Source organism: Nocardia sp. NPDC004278 (genome assembly GCF_053602975.1).
The window spans coordinates 46,365-65,597 of sequence record NZ_JBSGEQ010000003.1 but is presented as its reverse complement, the minus strand read 5'-3'; the positions used below and the strand labels follow the sequence as shown (position 1 = coordinate 65,597).

17 protein-coding genes are annotated in these 19,233 nt (G+C 65.9%); 7 read left to right on the top strand and 10 right to left on the bottom strand.

The genetic code is table 11. From position 1 onward, the window contains the following. The first annotated feature begins 46 nt into the window (after window positions 1-46). Window positions 47-694 (top strand): PH domain-containing protein, encoded by a 648-nt coding sequence (locus ACWEO2_RS05250; RefSeq protein ID WP_452404221.1) that lies wholly within the window; start codon window positions 47-49, stop codon window positions 692-694. A 336-nt stretch (window positions 695-1,030) separates the two neighbouring features. Further along, window positions 1,031-2,872: a dihydroxy-acid dehydratase gene (gene ilvD / locus ACWEO2_RS05245; protein WP_452404220.1), complete on the top strand. Its 1,842-nt coding sequence runs from the start codon at window positions 1,031-1,033 to the stop codon at window positions 2,870-2,872. 203 nt (window positions 2,873-3,075) lie between these two features. On the opposite strand, the gene ACWEO2_RS05240 is transcribed toward ilvD, so the two are convergent. Then, entirely contained in the window at window positions 3,076-3,972 is an 897-nt protein-coding gene (locus ACWEO2_RS05240) for a DoxX family protein (RefSeq protein WP_452404219.1), read from the bottom strand. A 111-nt stretch (window positions 3,973-4,083) separates the two neighbouring features. Between ACWEO2_RS05240 and ACWEO2_RS05235 the strand changes: the two genes are divergently transcribed. Beyond that, complete coding sequence (locus ACWEO2_RS05235) at window positions 4,084-5,190, top strand: PQQ-dependent sugar dehydrogenase (RefSeq protein WP_452404218.1); 1,107 nt, start codon at window positions 4,084-4,086, stop codon at window positions 5,188-5,190. 65 nt (window positions 5,191-5,255) lie between these two features. Here ACWEO2_RS05235 and gatB read toward each other — a convergent pair whose 3' ends face one another. From gatB to ACWEO2_RS05205, 6 genes are all read right to left on the bottom strand, one after another. Further along, window positions 5,256-6,761 (bottom strand): Asp-tRNA(Asn)/Glu-tRNA(Gln) amidotransferase subunit GatB, encoded by a 1,506-nt coding sequence (gene gatB / locus ACWEO2_RS05230; protein WP_452404217.1) that lies wholly within the window; start codon window positions 6,759-6,761, stop codon window positions 5,256-5,258. 129 nt (window positions 6,762-6,890) lie between these two features. Next, window positions 6,891-8,273: an alpha/beta hydrolase family protein gene (locus ACWEO2_RS05225; protein ID WP_452404216.1), complete on the bottom strand. Its 1,383-nt coding sequence runs from the start codon at window positions 8,271-8,273 to the stop codon at window positions 6,891-6,893. 66 nt (window positions 8,274-8,339) lie between these two features. After that, entirely contained in the window at window positions 8,340-8,783 is a 444-nt protein-coding gene (locus tag ACWEO2_RS05220; RefSeq protein ID WP_452404215.1) for a hypothetical protein, read from the bottom strand. Between the two features lie 55 nt (window positions 8,784-8,838). Next, window positions 8,839-9,873, bottom strand: a complete 1,035-nt coding sequence (locus ACWEO2_RS05215) for an ATP-dependent 6-phosphofructokinase (RefSeq protein ID WP_354954302.1) — start codon at window positions 9,871-9,873, stop codon at window positions 8,839-8,841. Between the two features lie 71 nt (window positions 9,874-9,944). After that, a complete protein-coding gene (locus tag ACWEO2_RS05210) occupies window positions 9,945-11,813 on the bottom strand; it encodes a protein kinase domain-containing protein (RefSeq protein ID WP_452404214.1) in 1,869 nt (622 codons plus the stop codon). Window positions 11,814-11,988: 175 nt separating this feature from the next. Then, on the bottom strand, window positions 11,989-12,873 hold the full coding sequence (locus tag ACWEO2_RS05205; RefSeq protein ID WP_452404213.1) for a hypothetical protein: 885 nt from the start codon (window positions 12,871-12,873) through the stop codon (window positions 11,989-11,991). Between the two features lie 155 nt (window positions 12,874-13,028). Here ACWEO2_RS05205 and ACWEO2_RS05200 point away from each other — a divergent pair, with 155 nt between their 5' ends. Both ACWEO2_RS05200 and ACWEO2_RS05195 read left to right on the top strand, forming a co-directional pair. Next, window positions 13,029-13,151, top strand: a complete 123-nt coding sequence (locus tag ACWEO2_RS05200) for a hypothetical protein (RefSeq protein ID WP_452404212.1) — start codon at window positions 13,029-13,031, stop codon at window positions 13,149-13,151. A 220-nt stretch (window positions 13,152-13,371) separates the two neighbouring features. Continuing rightward, window positions 13,372-13,854 (top strand): adenosine-specific kinase, encoded by a 483-nt coding sequence (locus tag ACWEO2_RS05195; protein ID WP_452404211.1) that lies wholly within the window; start codon window positions 13,372-13,374, stop codon window positions 13,852-13,854. 5 nt (window positions 13,855-13,859) lie between these two features. On the opposite strand, the gene ACWEO2_RS05190 is transcribed toward ACWEO2_RS05195, so the two are convergent. From ACWEO2_RS05190 to ACWEO2_RS05180, 3 genes are all read right to left on the bottom strand, one after another. Continuing rightward, window positions 13,860-15,716, bottom strand: coding sequence for an ABC transporter ATP-binding protein/permease (locus ACWEO2_RS05190; protein ID WP_452404210.1), 1,857 nt, complete (start codon window positions 15,714-15,716; stop codon window positions 13,860-13,862). An 86-nt stretch (window positions 15,717-15,802) separates the two neighbouring features. Continuing rightward, window positions 15,803-16,990, bottom strand: a complete 1,188-nt coding sequence (locus ACWEO2_RS05185) for an NADH:flavin oxidoreductase (RefSeq protein WP_452404209.1) — start codon at window positions 16,988-16,990, stop codon at window positions 15,803-15,805. After that, window positions 16,987-17,568 carry a TetR family transcriptional regulator gene (locus tag ACWEO2_RS05180; RefSeq protein WP_452404208.1) on the bottom strand — a complete coding sequence of 194 codons (582 nt, stop codon included), beginning with the start codon at window positions 17,566-17,568 and terminating at the stop codon, window positions 16,987-16,989. Before ACWEO2_RS05180 ends, ACWEO2_RS05185 begins: the two co-directional genes overlap by 4 nt. A 55-nt stretch (window positions 17,569-17,623) precedes the next feature. Between ACWEO2_RS05180 and ACWEO2_RS05175 the strand changes: the two genes are divergently transcribed. Both ACWEO2_RS05175 and ACWEO2_RS05170 read left to right on the top strand, forming a co-directional pair. Continuing rightward, window positions 17,624-18,097, top strand: a complete 474-nt coding sequence (locus tag ACWEO2_RS05175) for a DUF488 domain-containing protein (RefSeq protein ID WP_452404207.1) — start codon at window positions 17,624-17,626, stop codon at window positions 18,095-18,097. A gap of 291 nt (window positions 18,098-18,388) precedes the next feature. Then, window positions 18,389-19,201 (top strand): acyl-CoA thioesterase domain-containing protein, encoded by an 813-nt coding sequence (locus ACWEO2_RS05170; protein WP_452404206.1) that lies wholly within the window; start codon window positions 18,389-18,391, stop codon window positions 19,199-19,201. The last annotated feature ends 32 nt before the right edge of the window (window positions 19,202-19,233 follow it).

The following is a 19,233-nucleotide window of genomic DNA, read 5'->3' as shown; positions in this document are numbered from 1 at the left end:
CCGAGCGGGTGCTCGAGTCCGTTCACCATGATGCGAGGATGGTGGTGTGTCATCACCGCATCAGTCCGTGCCACCGGCTAAATCGTCCCATACGCCCGCGGCGGGATCGGAGACGGGTAGTTCGCCGGAACCGACCGAGCCGAAGCAGACGGCGCAGGTCATCCGCATTACGCAGATGGCCTATCTCGGTGTGGTCGTCTTGCTGTTCTGCGTATTCTTCGCCTTCGTCGGCTGGCCGGTCGGACTGTGGTGGCTGCTGCTGCTGCCGGTCGCGGCGGCGGTGTGGATCGCGCGCACGCGCACCACGGTGTCGGAAGACGGGTTGGATCTACGCACTGTTTTCGGTTCGCGACACCTCGACTGGGCACAGGTCGCGGGCGTCAGCATTCCCAAGCGCGGGTTCGTGCGTGCCCATCTCACCGACGACAGGAATGTGAAACTCCCCGCAGTCAGCTATGACCGGCTGCGCGATCTGATCCGGGCGTCGAACGGCCGGATTCCGGATCTGTTCGCGGCGGAGGCCGCCGCGCGGGAGGCCGAGCGCGAGTCCGAGGCGAAGACGGCCGAGGCGTCTGCCGCCGATACCGAAGCACCTGCCGCCGAGGCCGAGGCACCTACCGCCGACACCAAGGCACCTGCCGCCGAGGCCGAGGCACGCGACTCCCAGACCGAGGCACGCGACTCCGACTCGTAGCGATTCACCGGCAGCGGGAACAGCGACCGCCGCCGGTAGGCTCGCTGACGGATGCGCGGTCCGGTGACCGCGTCGGACGGACAATCCCCGCCCGCGCTCACCGGACCGGTGGATACCGACGGTGCCGGAGCGGACACGGCCGATGACACCGTCCGCGCCGACGACACCCTCGCGGCGACATCATCCCGAACCACAGCCCGATGGCGATCAGCGCCGTCGACCGCCACGAAAGGCCCGCCGGCGCGCGGGAGTAACGTGGTCGGTCGTTGAATTTGCTCATTGAGCGAACTCCGCGCAGTCGCACATCAGCCCCCGCGACCTCCCGAGGATCGATACATGCCACCGCTTCGTTCACGCACAACCACCATCGGCCGCAATGCCGCAGGCGCGCGCGCACTCTGGCGCGCCACCGGTATGACCGACACCGACTTCGGCAAGCCGATCGTCGCCATCGCGAACTCCTACACCCAGTTCGTACCGGGCCACGTGCATTTGAAGAATGTCGGTGAGATCGTCGCCGACGCGGTGCGCGCCGCGGGCGGTGTGCCACGGGAGTTCCACACCATCGCGGTCGACGACGGCATCGCGATGGGCCACGGCGGCATGCTCTACTCGCTGCCTTCGCGCGAGATCATCGCCGATTCGGTCGAATACATGGCCAATGCGCACACCGCCGACGCGCTGGTGTGCATCTCCAACTGCGACAAGATCACGCCGGGCATGCTCAATGCCGCCATGCGCCTGAACATTCCGGCCGTCTTCGTCTCCGGTGGGCCGATGGAGGCCGGTAAGGCCGTGGTCGTCGGCGGTGTCGCGCAGGCGCCGACCGATCTGATCACCGCGATCGCGGCCAGCGCCAATATGAACGTCAGCGAGGAAGGGCTCAGCGAGGTCGAGCGCAGCGCCTGCCCGACCTGTGGTTCCTGCTCCGGCATGTTCACCGCGAATTCGATGAACTGCCTCACCGAGGCGCTCGGACTCGCGCTGCCCGGCAACGGGTCGACACTGGCCACCCACGCGGCCCGCCACGCGCTGTTCGAGAGGGCCGGCACGGTGATCGTCGATATCGCCAATCGCTGGTACCGCGCGGACGACGCATCGGTGCTGCCCCGGAATGTGGCCAATGCCAAGGCCTTCCGCAATGCGATGGCCCTGGACGTGGCGATGGGTGGTTCCACCAATACCGTGCTGCACACCCTGGCCGCCGCGCAGGAGGGTGAGATCGACTTCGATCTGCAGACCATCGACGAGATTTCTCGCAAAGTGCCGTGTCTGTCCAAGGTGTCGCCCAATTCCGACTACCACATGGAAGATGTGCACCGCGCCGGCGGCATTCCGGCCATCCTCGGCGAGCTGCGCCGCGCCGGTCTGCTGGAGACCGACGTGACCACGGTGCACACCGCCAGCCTCGACGAATGGCTCGACACCTGGGATATTCGTTCCGGCAAGGCATCCGAGGAAGCCATCGAACTGTTCCACGCCGCACCCGGCGGCGTGCGCACCACCGAGCCGTTCTCCACGAACAACCGCTGGTCGTCGCTGGACACCGACGCCGAGGGCGGCTGCATCCGCGATAAGGCGCATGCCTACACCGTCGAGGGTGGTCTGGTTGTCTTGCGCGGCAATATCGCCCCCAATGGCGCGATCCTCAAGACCGCGGGCATCGACGAGGAACTGTTCTCCTTCCAGGGCCCGGCCGTGGTCGTCGAATCCCAGGAGGCCGCGGTATCGGCGATCCTCGGCAAGCAGATCAAGCCGGGCGATGTGATCGTGGTCCGCTACGAGGGTCCCAAGGGTGGGCCCGGTATGCAGGAGATGTTGCACCCCACCGCATTCCTCAAGGGCGCGGGCCTCGGCAAGGAGTGCGCGCTGATCACCGACGGCCGGTTCTCCGGCGGCACCTCCGGCCTGTCTATCGGCCACATGTCCCCCGAGGCCGCCGCGGGCGGCGCGGTCGGCCTGATCGAGGACGGCGATCAGATCCGCATCGACGTCAAGACCCGCACCCTCGAGGTACTGGTGGACGAGGCGACCCTGGCCGAGCGACGCGCGAAAATGGATGCCTCCGAACGCCCTTGGCAGCCGGTCGACCGTATCCGCCCGGTAACCACCGCCCTTCGTGCCTACGCAGCCCTGGCCACCTCGGCCGACAAGGGCGCGGTGCGCCAGGTACCGTAAACCCGTGCGGCTCAATTGAATACGAACGGCGTTCCTCATGTGCATGCGAGGAACGCCGTTCGTATTTCAGTGACAACTGACTTCGTCAGGACATGGGTAACTCGTCGGGTACCCCCGAAACCCAGCGGGGCACCCAACGCAGGACCTGAACGCGGGCCGCGTGGGCACCCAACTGGTATGGCCTGAATATTCGGGGAGGCGGATCAGAACGGACCGATGCCAGTCAGCGGGTTGCCGCCGTGCAGCCAATACCAGGTGCCGATGGCGGCGGCGATCGCGAGGATCAGGACGGCGAAGGAGCCGAAGGCGGGGCGGGTGGCCCAGCCGCGGTTGCGGTCGAAGGATAGGCGGCCCGGGCCGGTCAGCAGCAGGACGACGGCGGTGCCCGCGAGGATGGACTCCAGCTCGACGCCGCTCTTGACCGCGGACTTGTACTGGAAGCCCGCAACCATGCCCTGCTTCCACAGCCACGCGTCGATGATCACCGCCAATACCGCGCCCGCGGCCAACGGACTGGCCAGGCCGAGTACGAGCAGTGCGCCACCTCCGAGTTCACCGGCGATGACCAGGATGGTGGACAGCGTCGCGTGGTCCCAGCCGCCACCGCCCATCATGTCGCGGGTGCCGTCCAGGCCGGGTCCGTTGAACCAGCCGGTGAGCTTCTGCAGGCCGTGATAGATGAAGGTGCCGCCGACCACCAGCCGCAGCACGAACAGGCCGAGATCGAGTGTGCCGCGGCGGACATCGCCATTGCGGCGGCGCAGCGGGCGGCTCGGCTCGCCAGGACCGTTCGATGCGGGCGGGATGCTGGCGTAGGCGTAGGCGGGGTTCGCGGTGTCATTGGCCCTGGTTTGTTCGCCGACCGAGGGGATCTCGGGATCGAGACCGAGCTCCTCTTCCGTGCGCGGCACGTCTTTCGCCAGTTCGGGACCTCGGCCGCTCGGCGGGGTATCGGAGGACAGGTTCAGCCTGGGCATCACGCCGGTGGGTGAATCGTAGGGGCTGGTCACGCCACGCCCGGTGGATGACACCGCCGACGGCTCATCCATCAGCGTGCCCTCGATGCTGGGCGCGGATGTGTCTTTCGGCTTCTCGGTCACGGTCGATACCCTATGCCGCCGCGCACGCCGGTGTGCGGCGTGCATGCGACGGCGTGTCCGTTTCTCGACCCGGAGCAGCACATCGGCTGCGGTTTCCGTAACGTCTGAACCATGAGTTTGGTTGTCGTGGGCCGTATCGCCCTGAGCCTGGCGCTGGGCTCCGTCCTGCTGGTCGGCTGCGCTCGGTTCGACGATTCCGCCTCCAGCCCCTTCACACCTGAACCGACCTTCAGCCCCGCCGAGCCCAAAACGCCGCAGCAGAATCCCTCGCCGCGTCCGCGCCCGACCGGTCCGTGCATCGATCCGGACCCGAATGTGGTCACCACCTGCCTGGACTCCACCGGCGGGATCATCGCGTTCGGCGAGGATGCAATGGTCGCCGAGCGGCGCACCGGTCGCATCTACAAGACCGTCGCGGTGGATCCGAGCGATCCGCAGTCGCCTCCGGTCTTGGTCAACCAGGTCGACGTGGACGGCTCCGGTGACGGCGGCATCACCGATATCGCGCTCTCGCCGACCTACCGCGAGGACGGACTCATCTACGCCTACATCACCACCGCGACCGACAACCGGGTGGTGCGCATCGCCGAGAACGGCCCGCCGAAGGACATCCTGACCGGAATTCCGAAGGGGTCCGTCGGCAATCACGGTGCGCTGGAATTCGTCTCGCCGACCGAACTGCTGGTGCTGACCGGCAATGCGGGCAATCCCGGTCTGGCCAGCGCGCCATCGTCGCTGGCCGGCAAGGTGCTGCGGATCAACTCGCCGTCCCCCGGCGCCAATCCGGAGGTCGTGGTCTCCGGTCTCGGCATCGCGGGCGATCTCTGCGATGACGGCAAGGACAGCGTCTGGATCACCGACCGCACCGCGACCGAGGACCGGCTGCAGCACCTGGCCAAGGACGGAACCGTCACTACCGCGTGGACCTGGCCGGACCGGCCCGGCGTCGCGGGCTGCGCGGCCGGTCCGGATGTGGTGGCCATCGCAATGTCGGGGGCGAAGGCGCTCGCCATCGCGAATCCGGATGCGAACACCCACGCGGTGACCGCCGCGCCGACCTTCATCGTGCAGGACAAATACGGCAGGCTCGGCGGTGCGGCGGCCGGTGGTGACGGCACCATCTGGGCGACCACGGTCAACAATGACGACAATCACGGCCCCTTTGACGATCGGGTGATCAAGATCCCGCCGCCGTCGTCAGGCCTCGGCCCGGACTAGCAAGCCCATACGCGACTGGACCGGTCCCGAAGGACCGGTCCAGTCGCGTTGGCGGCAGCCGAAACTCAGGCGCACGCCGCGAGCACGAGTTCGCGTACTCGCGCCGCGTCCGCTTGGCCGCGGGTGGCCTTCATGACATCACCGACGATCTTGCCAGCGGCCTGCACCTTGCCCGAACGGATCTTCTCGGCGATATCCGGATTGGCCTCCAGTGCCTTCTGCACCTCGGCCTGCAGCGCGGTCTCGTCGCTGACCATGCCGAGGCCCTTGGCCTCGACGATCTGCGCCGGATCGCCCGCACCCGCCAACACGAAGTCGACAACCTGCTTGGCGACCTTGTTGTTCACCGTCTTCGATTCGACGAGCTTGATCACCTCGGCCACCTGGGCGGGCGTGATCGGCAGGTCCTCCAGCGAAACCTCACGCTCCTTGGCCTTTTCGGTGAGGTAGGCGACCCACCACGACCTGGCGTCGTTGACCGGGGCGCCCGCGTCGACGGTGGCGATGATGAGATCCAGCGCGCCCGCGTTGACCAGGTCGCGCATGACCTCATCGGACAGCTCCCAGTCGGACTGGATGCGCGCGCGGCGCAACCACGGGTACTCCGGAATGGTGCCGCGCAGCTGCTGCACCCAATCCTGGGCGGGCGCAACGGGTTCCAGGTCCGGCTCGGGGAAGTAGCGGTAATCCTCCGAGGTTTCCTTGACCCGGCCGGACGAGGTGGTGCCGTCGGCCTCGTTGAAGTGCCTGGTCTCCTGCAGGATCGAGCCGCCGTCGGCGAGAATGGCGGCCTGCCGGCGCATTTCGAAGCGGACCGCGACCTCGACGCTCTTGAGCGAGTTGACGTTCTTGGTCTCGGTACGGGTGCCGAATTCCGTTGCGCCGATGGGCATCAGCGAGACATTGGCATCGCAGCGCAGCGAGCCCTGCTCCATCTTGACGTCGGATACCTGCAGCGACTTCAGAACTTCACGCAATGCGGTCACATACGCGCGCGCCACCTCCGGCGCCCGCTCCCCCGCGCCGGTGACCGGCTTGGTGACGATCTCGATGAGCGGCACTCCGGCCCGGTTGTAGTCCAGCAGCGAATGGCTCGCGCCGTGGATGCGACCGGTCGCGCCACCGATGTGGGTGGACTTGCCGGTGTCCTCCTCCATATGCGCGCGCTCGATCTCGACGCGGAAGGTACTGCCGTCGTCGAGCACAACGTCGAGGTATCCGTTGGTGGCGATCGGCTCGTCGTACTGGCTGATCTGGTAGTTCTTCGGCTGATCCGGGTAGAAATAGTTCTTGCGCGCGAAGCGGCCCCACGGGGTGATCGAGCAATTCAGCGCCAGTCCGATCCGAACCGCCGACTCCACGGCCTGCTGGTTCACCACCGGCAGCGAGCCGGGCAGACCGAGGCATACCGGGCATACCTGAGTGTTGGGAGCCGCGCCGAACTCGGTCGGGCAACCGCAGAACATCTTGGTCGCGGTGTTGAGCTCGACGTGAACCTCCATGCCGAGCACCGGCTCGAACCGGTCGATGACATCGGCATAGTCCATCAAGTCGACGGTGGGTGCACTCATGACTCCGCCTCGCTGACGCTCGGCTCCGTCATGACCGCACCCATGGCGGCTGTGCCGATTGTTGGCTCGCTGCGCTCGCTCATAGCGATCAGTCTATTGACCCGCTCACAGCCCCCGCCACGCGGTTGGTCAGCGGGTCGGGGCGTGCTGCGACAGCCACGCGGTGACGTAGCCGAGGACCTCGGGCGAGATGGTGGTTTCGATGGTGGTGTACTCGCTGGGCAGGCCGGAGTTCGCGGGTTGCATGAGGTGGTTGAGGCCGGGGAACACGTGCACGGTGGCGTCGGGATCGGCAGCGAGGTGATCGCGCATCGGCGGTTCGTTCTGGGTGGCGAGCACCTGCAGGTCCTTGGTGCCGAAGAACGCGAGGACGGGGATGTGCAGGGCCGAGAGTGCGGGCGCCGGATCGTAACTGATGAAGGCCGCCATATAGGGCGTGTTGTAGGCGTTGAGCACGTCGGCGGATGCGCGCTGCTCCGGCGGGAGGGATTCGTTGTGCCGTTGGCTGAGATCCTTGGCTCCGGCGAGATCGCCGGAGCGGATCAGGTTGGTCCAGTCGGTGATGTAGGCGACCTGCTCATCCACCCGCGACTGCGGTGCGCCGGCCGCGGTCAGCAGTGCGCGGTTCTGTTCGATCAGCACCTCCCAGCCCGGTACCGACGGACCGGCCATCAGGATCGCGAAGGCGATGCCGCTGTCCGGGCGCGCGGCCACCAGCGGTGCGAGGTAGCCGCCCTCGCTGTGGCCGAACAGGCCGACGTGGGCCGGGTCGATGTCCGGACGGGCACGCAGGAACTTCACACCGGTCGCGGCGTCATCGGCGAGGTCTGTGTAGTTGGCGTCGTCGAGTTTGCCGCTGGTGCCGCCGACGCCGCGGTCATCGGTGCGCAGTACGGCGTAGCCCGCGCGGGTGAACGTATCGGCCAGCAGCAGAAAAGGCTTGTGGCCCATGAGTTCTTCGTTGCGGTCCTGTGCGCCGCTGCCGGAGATCAGCAGAATCGCCGGAAACGGTCCGTTGCCCTCGGGCTCGGTCAGTGTGCCCGCGATGGTGATATCGCCATTGCGGTAGGTGACATCCTCGGATCGATACGGATACGGCGGTTTCGGCTCCTGTGGGCGCGTGGCCTGCTCGACCTTGCCCGGTTGCAGTGTCAGCGGCAGGCTCTGCCCCGCCTGCCGGAACTCGCCGACGATACGGTCGGAACCCTTGTCGAATTTGCCCGCGAATGCCGGGTTGCCCGGCACGTCGGGAATCGCGAATGCCACCCGATCCGGTTGCGTGGAAACATCTTTCAACTGCGCGCCGTGCACACCCTGCCGCGGAATGTCGATGGTGGCGCTGCCGTTATCGGCGAAGCTCACCCCGACCGACAGCGGTGCGCCGGGCGCTTCGATGGCGCCGTGCCAGTCTCCGGTAAGCGAGGGCGGCACACCCTTATCGGATGACGAGCACCCCGCCACCACGGTGACGATCAGGAACACAACCGAGACGAACCATCGCCCACTGCGCATGTCGCAACACTACCGACCCCTGCGACCGGTTCCGGCGAAAACACGGTGCGGACAGCACCGCACTCCTCACGCCCCGCGCGCGTATCGAACTGCCGCGGCGATCGCTGCCATATCGAGTTCCAGCGTGGGGTCGTCCTCCTGCGCCTCCTGGAATTCCAGGATCGCATCCGGTACGCCGCCGCGCCGCGCGACCGCCAGCAGTTCCCGGCGCACGAAGGCACCGAGCGGCAGTTCGGCGGCCCGAGCCCGGCGGCCGAACATGCCGAGTACGTCGGCGGGCAGGTCGTATACCTGGATGAGCGTCAGTGCGGCGGAGTCGAATGCCGGGGTCAGATCACGGCCCTGGGACTCCAGGAATTCCACGATCGTGTCCACCGAAGTTCGCCTGCGCGCCATCGCGATCAGTTCCTGACGAACGACATCCTCGACCGCTATACCCGCGGCACGGGCACGGCGGCGGAACACCGCGACAGCATCGGTGGGCAGATCGGATACCCGGAGTTGAGCCACGGTGACCAGAGTAGCTGTGCCACAACCGATTCGGCAGGTCTCGATTGTGCAACAACTATCCGAAAAACGCCTCGGCTTCGCGATATCGATCCTCGGGTACGCGCTTGAGCTGCTTGGTGGCCTCGGATAACGGCACCAAATCGATGGAAGTGCCGTGCAGCGCGACCATTTGACCGAAATGCCCGGCATGTACGGCCTCGGCGGCGTGCAATCCGAAGCGGGTGGCCAGCACCCGGTCGTACGGGGTCGGGCTACCGCCGCGCTGGACGTGGCCGAGCACCGTGGTGCGGACCTCCTTGCCGATGCGGCGTTCGATCTCGGGGCCGAGCTGCTGGGCGACACCGGTGAACCGCTCGTGGCCGAATTCGTCGATCCCCCCTTCGCGGAGCGCGAAACCGGTATCGGGGGCGGGATGCGCGCCCTCGGCGACCACGCAGATGAAATGCTTATCGCCGCGTTGGAAGCGGCGCTTGATCATCGTGCACACCTCGTCCACATCGAAGGGCACCTCGGGGACCAGTGTCAGATGTGCGCCCGCCGCCATGCCCGAGTTGATCGCGATCCAGCCCGCGTGCCGGCCCATCACCTCGACCAGCATGACGCGCTGATGCGATTCCGCGGTGGTGTGCAGCCGGTCGATCGCCTCGGAGGCGATGGACAGCGCGGTGTCGTGGCCGAAAGTGACATCGGTGCAGTCGATGTCGTTATCGATGGTCTTCGGTACGCCGACCACCGGGACGCCCTCATCGGACAGCCAACTGGCCGCGGTGAGCGTGCCTTCGCCGCCGATGGGGATCAGCGCCTCGATGCCGTTGTCGTCGAGGGTCCGCTTGATCTGGTCCAATCCGGCGCGCAGCTTATCGGGATTGGTACGGGCGGTGCCGAGCATGGTGCCGCCCTTGGTGAGCAGGCGGTCGGTGCGATCGTCGTTGTGGATGGTGATCTTTCGATTTTCCAGTAGGCCGCGCCAGCCGTCCTCGAAGCCGATGATCGCGTCGCCGTAGCGTCCGTTCGCGGTGCGAACGATGGCACGGATGACCGCGTTCAGTCCTGGACAGTCGCCGCCTCCGGTCAAGACTCCGATGCGCATGGCGCATATCTTGCACCGCTTTGCGCGATCATGTAGCCGCACCCCCATGAACCTTGGGTAACGGCTATGCCTCAATACACATAGACGATCGCGTTCTCGCCGCCGCTACAGGTCGCGAATTGATCACCAGCGGTGCAATTCATTGTGTAGTCGCGATTGCTGACCGGGCTGTGCGCAATGATCGAGCGGTCGGTGATGGCGGTGTCGCCACCGTCGGCGTACGCCTTGCGGACCTCCTCGGCGAAGGCGCAGCTGGTGACCGTGGTGCCGATCGCGGATGACGTGAACCGGCCGAGGGCCGGATAGAGCTGGGCGCACGGCTTGGCCCCTGCGGGTAGGCGGGCGGACATGGTCGTCGTGGTCGGCTGCGCGGAATGCTCGCCGAAACCGTTGCGCACATACCAGCCGACAGCGCCCGCGATGACGAGGACCATCAGTGCCGCGACGATCCACCCGACGCGCCGCGATCGGCGCGCGGACGTCGGTGACCGATCCGGTGGATACGGTGCGTCGGATTGGGGCATCGGCATGCCGGGAGTTTTCGCGAGAGCCTCGGTGGTGGCGTCGAGCGGCCGTCGCATCGGATCGGATGGAATCCGGGGCACGATCGTCGACTCCAGCCCGGTGATCGGCTGCGGGCCGCTGGTTGAATGCGGGCTGCCGGTCGGGTGTGGGCCACCGGTTGGATACGGCCTGCCGGGTGCCTGTGGCCCCTTGGTCGACGGCGGCACACCAGGTGACTGCGAACCCTTGGTCGACTGCGGCACACCAGGTGACTGCGAACCCTTGGTCGACTGCGGCACACCAGGTGACTGCGAACCCTTGGTCGACTGCGGCGCACCGGGTGACTGCGGCCCACTGGTCGACTGGTGTCCCCTGGTCGGCTGCGGCTCAGCGATCGGTCGTGGCCCACTGATCAATGGCGATCCCGCCACCGATTGCGGCCCACCCGCCGACCGCGGCCCACCTGGCGAGGACGCTCCGCCTGCCGACTGGCGCCCCACTGTCGATTCGGGTCCGAATGCCGGAAATACGATGGTGGCCGGGGCGCGCGACGGGCGCTGGGATATCTGCGCGGTCGGCAATTCCGAATTCGGCAGCGACGATGTGCCCGAGACCGCCGCCCTGGCCGCCGCCGCCAGCGCACCGGCCGTCGGGTAGCGATCGGCGGGCTCCTTGGCCATACCGCGCGAGATCACCTCGTCCAGTGCGGCGGGCAGTTCGGCACGCATGGTGGTCGGCCGTGGTGGCGGTGTCGAAAGATGAGCCCGAATCAGCGAACTCATGCCGTCCGATGGGAAAGGTTGGGCGCCGGTGAGGCATTCGAACAGCACGCAGGCCAGTGAGTAGACGTCGGCGGTGCCGCCGATCGGGGTGATATCGAATCGTTCCGGCGCGATATAGCTATAGGAGCCGATGGCCTGGCCGGTCGCGGTCACGCTCGGATCGCTTTCGGAGCGGGCGATGCCGAAATCGGCGAGGTACGCAAAATCGGAGGGGGTGACCAGAATATTGGCCGGTTTGACGTCGCGATGCACCAAACCCTCGGCATGCGCGGCATCGAGCGCGGCCGCGACCTGTTCGATGATGCCGACCGCGCGGGCAGGGCTCAGCGGACCCTTGTCCCGCAGCACCGAGCGCAGATCACTGCCGCGAACCAGTCGCATATCGATATAGAGGACACTCTCGATCTCGCCCCAGTCGTGGATCGGGATGACGTGCGGTTCGGCCAGCCGGGCGGCAACCCGGGATTCCTGCCGGAACCGCCGCTGGAACCGCGGGTCGCCCGCCAGTCCCACAGGCAGCAGTTTGACCGCAACCACCCGGTCCTTGACCGTGTCGTATGCCTCGTAGACCTCCCCCATACCGCCGCGGCCGAGCAGGGCGCGCAATTCGTAGGGGCCGAATCGCGTACCGGCCCGCGACTCCGTGTCGTCCACCCCGTTTACCTCCACCTCGCGGCCACGACCCCACAGTCGTGGTCCGGCGACCTCATCCGATAAGTCGGGATTGTCGGGTGCCGCCGTTACCCGGTCCAGTGTGCGCGCTCAGGTCGCCGCCTGCGCAGCCATCAAGGCCGCGCAGGCGAACGCCGCCGTATGGCACCGCGCCCGATCAGGAACAGGCGCCACCGGATAGTTCATCGAGATGCTGTGAGATCACCGTGGCCAGCCGATCCAGGATGCTCATACCGTCGGAGAATGAGCCCGAATCGGGTTGTACGGCAATGGCGACCGCTATCCGACCGCCCGGTCCCTCGATCAGACCGAACTGACGAACCAAATAGGAGCCGGAGGTATCGGGGCCCCAGCCGCCCTTGAATTCCGCGCCGGCGAGCCCGCCGAGGCCCCAGCGCTGACTCGACGTGATCTGCTCCATCAGGTCGATCACACCCGCGGCCTGTGGCAGACACGGTAGTCGGGAGGCGAATCTGACCTGCTCGGTCAGCGCCCAGTCCGCCTGCCCGAATGCCGAGGCATCCGATCGGACCTTGGTGGCGGGCACCGTGGTCTTGCTATCGCCGCCCTCGCGCAGGACGGTCTCGACCGCCTTGGCCGCATCCTGGCCGGTACCGAGCGACTGCCAGAGGGTATCCGCCGCCGCATTGTCGGACTGGGTGATCGCAGCGGTCGCCGCATAGCTCGAACTCGTCGAGCTCTTGCGGAATGCGGCGATCGTCAACGGAACCTTCATCGTCGACCAGGCGGGTCCGGTGGTCCAGTCGCCGAAGGTCACCATCTTCTGGCCGCCGACCGGCATGACCGCCATGCCGAGCTTGCCGTGCACACTCACCTGCAGTTCCTGGAATCCGGCCGCCAGCGTGCCCGGCACGGTGAAGGACAGTTGCTGCTGGTCGGTATGCGCCGCGGCCGCGGTGATGCTGGTCTGCGCTACCGAATTCCTACCGGTGTCCGCACCGCATCCGACCAGGACGAGCAGTCCGGTCAGCGCGGTACCGCCGACTGCCATACGCAGGCGCCGGGTTCGATCAAAATACATACTTCGACACATTCTCGTTTCGAACTCCCCCGGGTTTCGATGTCAATACGGCATCCCGACACCGTACTTGGCATTCGCGCTTGCCGCCCACCGCAACCGCGCCGAGGTCGCCGAACTGCGCACAGCGACAACGGCTTACGACGTGGTCGAACAGTATGAACACCGCGACTCGCACACCCGGTCGGTATCGGTCGGCCGGAATCGGCAGCGACACCCCCGCGCCGCTGGCGGCCGACCGCACCCGTGAACTCATCCTTCAGAACGTACTCGACGGTTGATCGCATCCCACTTTCGCCAGGCAATGACGCAAATGTGACACCGCACCGCGCCTGCGCCGAACCCAGTCGCAGACAAGGGCTCTCATGACCGCGTCGGCATCCCGGGATCGACACCCACCGCGCGAATGATCACCTTTTCGCTGGTCGCCGCCCCGACGGTCCCGCAGGCAAGGGCGTGTCGCCCTGGTGCACAAGCGCGCAGGCGGCGCAGGATAGGGCAATGGAGCTGACTTCGGTACACATCGATAAGCCGGACGATCTCAATGTCATCATCGGGCAGGCTCACTTCATCAAGACCGTTGAGGATCTGCACGAGGCACTGGTTGGGATCAGTCCGCATCTGCGGTTCGGGTTGGCATTCTGTGAGGCGTCGGGGCTGCGATTGGTCCGAACCTCCGGTAATGACGATGAGCTGACCGAACTCGCCACCAAGAATGCGGTCGCGCTGGGCGCGGGACATTCGTTCATCGTCTTTCTGCGCGAGGGGTATCCGGTCAATGTGCTCAATGCGGTGCGGCTAGTTCCCGAGATCTGCGGAATCTATTGTGCGACAGCCAATCCGGTTGAAGTCCTGATTGCCGAGACCGAGCTGGGACGGGGGATTCTCGGCGTTGTCGACGGTGGCGCACCGCTGGGTGTCGAAGGTCCGGACGATCAGCGCGACCGCAAACAGTTGCTGCGTCGGATCGGTTACAAGTTGTAGACGGCTCACCGTTTATCGGGTTGATTCGGCGCGAACAACCATCCGCCACCGCCGGTGAGTTCGAGCCGGGCGGTGTGGTGCTGGTCGACCGTTGTGCGGTGGGCGGTGCTGAACAAGATGATGTCGGGGAGTTCGGTGCGGATGAGAGTGTAGAGGGCGAATTCCAAACCTTCGTCCACGGCCGAGGTCGCCTCGTCCAGGAATGCCGCCTCGGGACGGATCAGGATAATCCGAGCGAATGCCAATCGCTGCTGTTCACCGGGCGAGAGGATATTCGCCCAATCGGCCTCCTCGTCCAATCTGGTTGCCAGATGCCCGAGTTGTACCTTGGTCAGAGCGGCACTCAGCTCCGCATCGGGGGCGCTCTCGGGCGCCGCGGGATAGGTGACGGCCGTGCGCAGATCGCCCAGCGGGATATACGGCAGTTGCGAGAGGAACAAGGTGCCGCTGGCCTCCGGTCGACCGACAACACCACTGGTGTAGGGCCACATCTCCGCGATGGCGCGCAACAGCGTCGTCTTGCCGGTCCCGGAAAGCCCCTTGACGACCACCGCGTCCCCGCTGCGCAGCCGCAGATTCAACTCCTCGATCAGGACAACGCCGTCGGGCTTCGACACGTCGACCTTTGTCAACTCCACCGAACCGTCCAACGCACGCACGCCGATGGTGGGCAGTTCGCGCGATTGCGCACTTGCCTCGACGAGACCGTACAGACGCAGCATGGTCGCGCGGAAGGCCGCGAATTGGCTGTAGCTGTTGCGGAAGAACGACAGCGATTCCTGGATCTGCCCGAATGCGGAACCGGTCTGATTGACATCGCCGAGGGTGAGCGTCCCGACGAAGAAGTGCGGCGCCTGGATGAGCCAAGGAAAGACCTTGGCCGTCTCCGTCGCCGCCTCATTCCAGCCGATGAAACGGGTAGTGAACAGGACCAGGCGATAGTAGACGCGCAGCACTTCCGCGAATAACGTACGCAATCCCATACTTTCCGCGCCCCCGCCGCGGTAGAACGCGATGCGTTCCGCGTTCTCGCGCAATCGGACCAGTGCATAGCGGAAGTCGGCCGTGACGGCCTGATATCGGAAGCCGAGCCCGATCAGTGGACGGCCGAGCCAGAACGCAACGGCCGTGGCCACCAGCACGTAGACGAACACCAGGAACACCATGGCCCGTGGAATTTCGACGCCGAAAAGATACAGCGGCTCCGAAAGGTGCCACAGGATCTCGCTGAAGGACACCACCGACACAACAGCGGTGACGGCCCCGAGCGACAGCGTCCGCGCACTCGCGATCATATCGCCGACATCCTGCTGGATGCGCTGGTCCGGGTTATCGATGGGATGGTCGATAAATCGGGTCCGATAGAAGGCCCGATCCCCGATCCACGTTTCGGTGAGATGGTCGGTAAGCCAACGGCGCCAGCCGATTTCGAAGACCTGACCGAGATAGAAATCCAACTGAGTGCGCAACACCTCGACGGAGGCGAGCAAGGCGAAGATGGCCAGCGAATGCCAGAACGCGTTCTGGGCGGCATCGAGCCCGGGGCCGTCACGGCGCCCCATCGCCTGGGCGGCACGCTGTAGGGCCGAGAACATGTCATTGCCCTGATAGGACAGCAGCACCTGCACCCGGACCGATAAAATGGCACTCAACATCAGCACCGCGACCAACGGGATACTGCGCAATGCCGCGCTACCGGTGAAGAACGCGCCGGTGACGATCCGGAAATGTCGACCCCATACGGTGATCCGCAGCAACAATGCCGCGACAAGGAGAAAGACGACGGCGGTGATCGGGAAGGCAATGAGCAGCCACCGCGCCGACCCGGCGAGTTCGTCGCTCCAGTCGCGTGACGCAGACACCGCAGTCTCCGATCGTTTCCGGGCAGCATCGAAACAGCAGTCGAGAATTCGCCCGGCACCGGGCGCGCGAATGCCAACGTTACTTGCTACCTGGGCAAACTCGGTGGATCCTGATCGACTCGCAACACACAGCGGGTCCGGGTGTAGATCGTCGGCATGCACTCGTTGCAGTGGATACATGCCGAACGCGTGCGCTGATCGGCTTGGATGCGGCGCAGCAGATCCGGTTCGCGCAGCAGCGCCCGCCCCATCGCGACGAAATCGAAACCCTCCGCCATTGCCCGTTGCATGGTGGCGAAGTCGGTAATACCGCCCAGCAGGATCAGCGGCATCGAAAGTTCACTGCGGAACTGGCGGGCGCGCTCGAGCAGGTACGCGTCACGATACGGATACTCACGCAGGAAGGCCCGGCCCATCAGGCGAAAGCCCCATCGGGCGGGCGCGGGAAGCACTTTCGCGAATTCCTTGCGCGGTGCGGCGCCATGGAACAGCAGCATCGGGTTGAGCAATGAGCTGCCGGCGGTCAACTCCAGGGCGTCCAACGCACCGTCCGCCTCCAGCCACGACGCCACCCGCAACGATTCCGGAACCGAAAGTCCGCCGCGCACACCGTCTTCCATATTCAATTTGGCAATGACGGCCAAACGGTCGCCCACCGCTTCGCGCACCGCGAGCGCAACCTCGCGAGCGAGTCGGGCCCTATTGACCGAGGATCCGCCATAGCGGTCCTTGCGCCGATTCAGCAGCGGACTCAGGAACGAACTCACCAAATAGTTGTGACCGAAATGGATTTCGACCGCATCGAAACCCGCTTGCTCGGCCAGTCGAGCCGCATTCGCGAAATCTGCGATGACCGTGGCAATTTCGGACAGATCCGGAACATGCATGGGGCGCATGCCGAGTGGACTGAACATCCGACTCGGCGCCAATGCGGGTGCGCGGTTGGATGCGGCATTGGCCACCGGGCCCGCATGTCCGAGTTGGGCGCTGGCCGCCGCACCCTCGGCGTGCACCGCGTCGGTGAGCTTGCGCAGTCCCGGCACGGCCTCTGGACGCATCCAGATCTGATGGCGGTCGGTGCGTCCGCCCGGTGACGTGGCGCAGTAGGCGAGTGTGGTCATCCCGACGCCACCGGCCGCGACTTCCCGATGGAAATCGATCAATTCGTCGGTGACCAGCGCATCCGGCGTCCGTCCCTCGAAGGTCGCGGACTTGATCACCCTGTTGCGCAACGTGACCGGGCCCAGCGTGGCAGGGGCAAATACCTCGTTCATTTCTGCTGTCCCCTCGTCGCGGTGAGTCCGGCGACCACGAAATCGCGCAGTGTGCGCACCGCCTCGTCCGACATCTCACGCTCCCCCGTTCCGACACCGCCGAACTGCACGATGATCAATTCGAAAGCCAACGCCCACCGCCGCCGACTCTCGGATTCGCTCACCTCCGGCAGCAAACCGATCCAGTCGTCCATCCGGAACCACGGCCGACGCCACACCGTCGGATGCCGTCCGAGGACGACCTGGGCCAGCAGCCGCAGGTGCAGCCGCCCGACCGGATCGGCCGCCAGCCCGATGAACGGCTCGATCACCGCGTCCACGACCGTCGCCACCGATGCGTGCGCATCGGTCACCTCGGTCAGCCGTTCGGCCCACAGCGATCCGAGGCGATCCTCCAGCAGCGCCGCGACCAGCGCCTCCTTCGACCCGAAGTGATAGTGCACCGCGGCCGAATTCGCCCCCGCCGCCACACACACCGCCCGCACCGAGACGTCGTCATATCGCTCGGTCAGCAATAGCCGCTCAGCCGCGAGCAATAGCCGCTCCCGCGTCCCCGTCGCCGTTGTCCGCTCCGTCATGCACAGAGTCAACCACGAATCCGATCATCGATTCAAGCATTGATTGAATCGATGATTGAAAGATGCGGAGCTATCATTGGGCCACCTCGATACCGGCGGGGTTTCCGACGGCGCGGTGCGCCGCGAAAACGACCCTGATCAGGACGGAAGCATGATGAGTCAGCACATCGGCTACCGGAGAATCTATGAAGCGCCGATTCCCTCCGATGGGACCCGGGTGCTCGTCGATCGGGTGTGGCCGCGCGGGATGCGGAAGACGGATGCGCATCTGGACGAGTGGATGCGCGATATCGCTCCCTCGACCGAACTGCGCCAGTGGTACGGCCATCGGCCGGAGCGGTTCGCCGAATTCCGTCGCCGATATCTCGCCGAATTGCGGGACGCGCGACATCGGGACGCGGTCGCGCAACTGCGGGAAATGGCCAGCCGACATCCGGTGACGCTATTGTCCGCCACCCGCGACATCGACCATAGCCAGGCCGCAGTTCTCGCGAACTGGATTGCGACGCAGACAAATTCGCCGGACTAGGCACTGGTATCGACACATTGTCGCAACCATGCCTGTCAAGGCCGGGTCACTCACATCGAGCCGGAATCGCTGGTAGTGCACGCAACATCGGTCTCGTGTGCATCTTCCGGTGCGGACTATATGCAATTTGCACAGTCGGTGTCGATGGTCAGCCATCCGATCAGCGCGGCGGCAATCAGGACATCATCGGCCGCTAGCGTGTCCGTATGCCCCGTACCACGCCAGCCTTCCTGTAACGTGTTCCACTTCTGGGGTGCGAGCAGAGGGTCCGGAAGGGGAATCAACGCGATGATGAGTTTCTTCGTGAGACAGGGCGACCAGCTCATAGCTGAGAAGCTGGCGCTCAGTCCATGGGCACCGGACAAGCTGAGCGGAACAGGCGTGTGCGGTCTGCTCGCTCGTGAGCTCGAGGGCCACTGCCCCGACGGATTCGTTCCGGCGCGGCTGACCGTGGACCTCTACCAGCCGGTGGCCAACGCAGCGTTCGATATGCGCAGCAGGGTGGTCCGCCGGGGCTCGCGGATCGCCGTCATCGACGCCACCCTGGTGCAGGAAGGCCAGGAACGGGTCCGGGCATCAGCGGTGTTCCTGACCACCGGCGACGAGCCCCCGGGACAGGTGTGGAGCCGGGCCGAAGACCTGCCGACGCCTCCGGAAGGTTGCGCTTCCCCGGAGGGGTCACCGCCACTGTTCAAAAGCGGTGAGCACGACTGGACTTCCGATTTCGGGGCCAATCAGAACGCCGAGCGCAAGGTCTCCTGGCACAGTCTGCCGCCGCTAGTGGCCGGTGAGCCGATCACCCCGTTCCAACGCGCCGCGTTCCTCGGCGACGCCACCAACCACGTGTGCCACTGGGGATCCGCAGGCGCCGGCTATATCAACACCGACGTCACCGTGGCCCTCTCTCGGCTCCCGATCGGCCACGAACTCGGGCTGCGCGCCGACAACACCATCGCTGCCGACGGCATCTCCATCGGCAGCGCCACCCTCTACGACCGCACCGGGCCCGTCGGCACCTGCGTGGTGACCACACTGTCCAACGCTCGCCGCCAAATCGACTTCACAACCACGACAGCCGCCGCACGCGCCGGCGAACCGCGCTGACGCAGGAGCGAGTTCGCTGCCCCCGGCTGCCT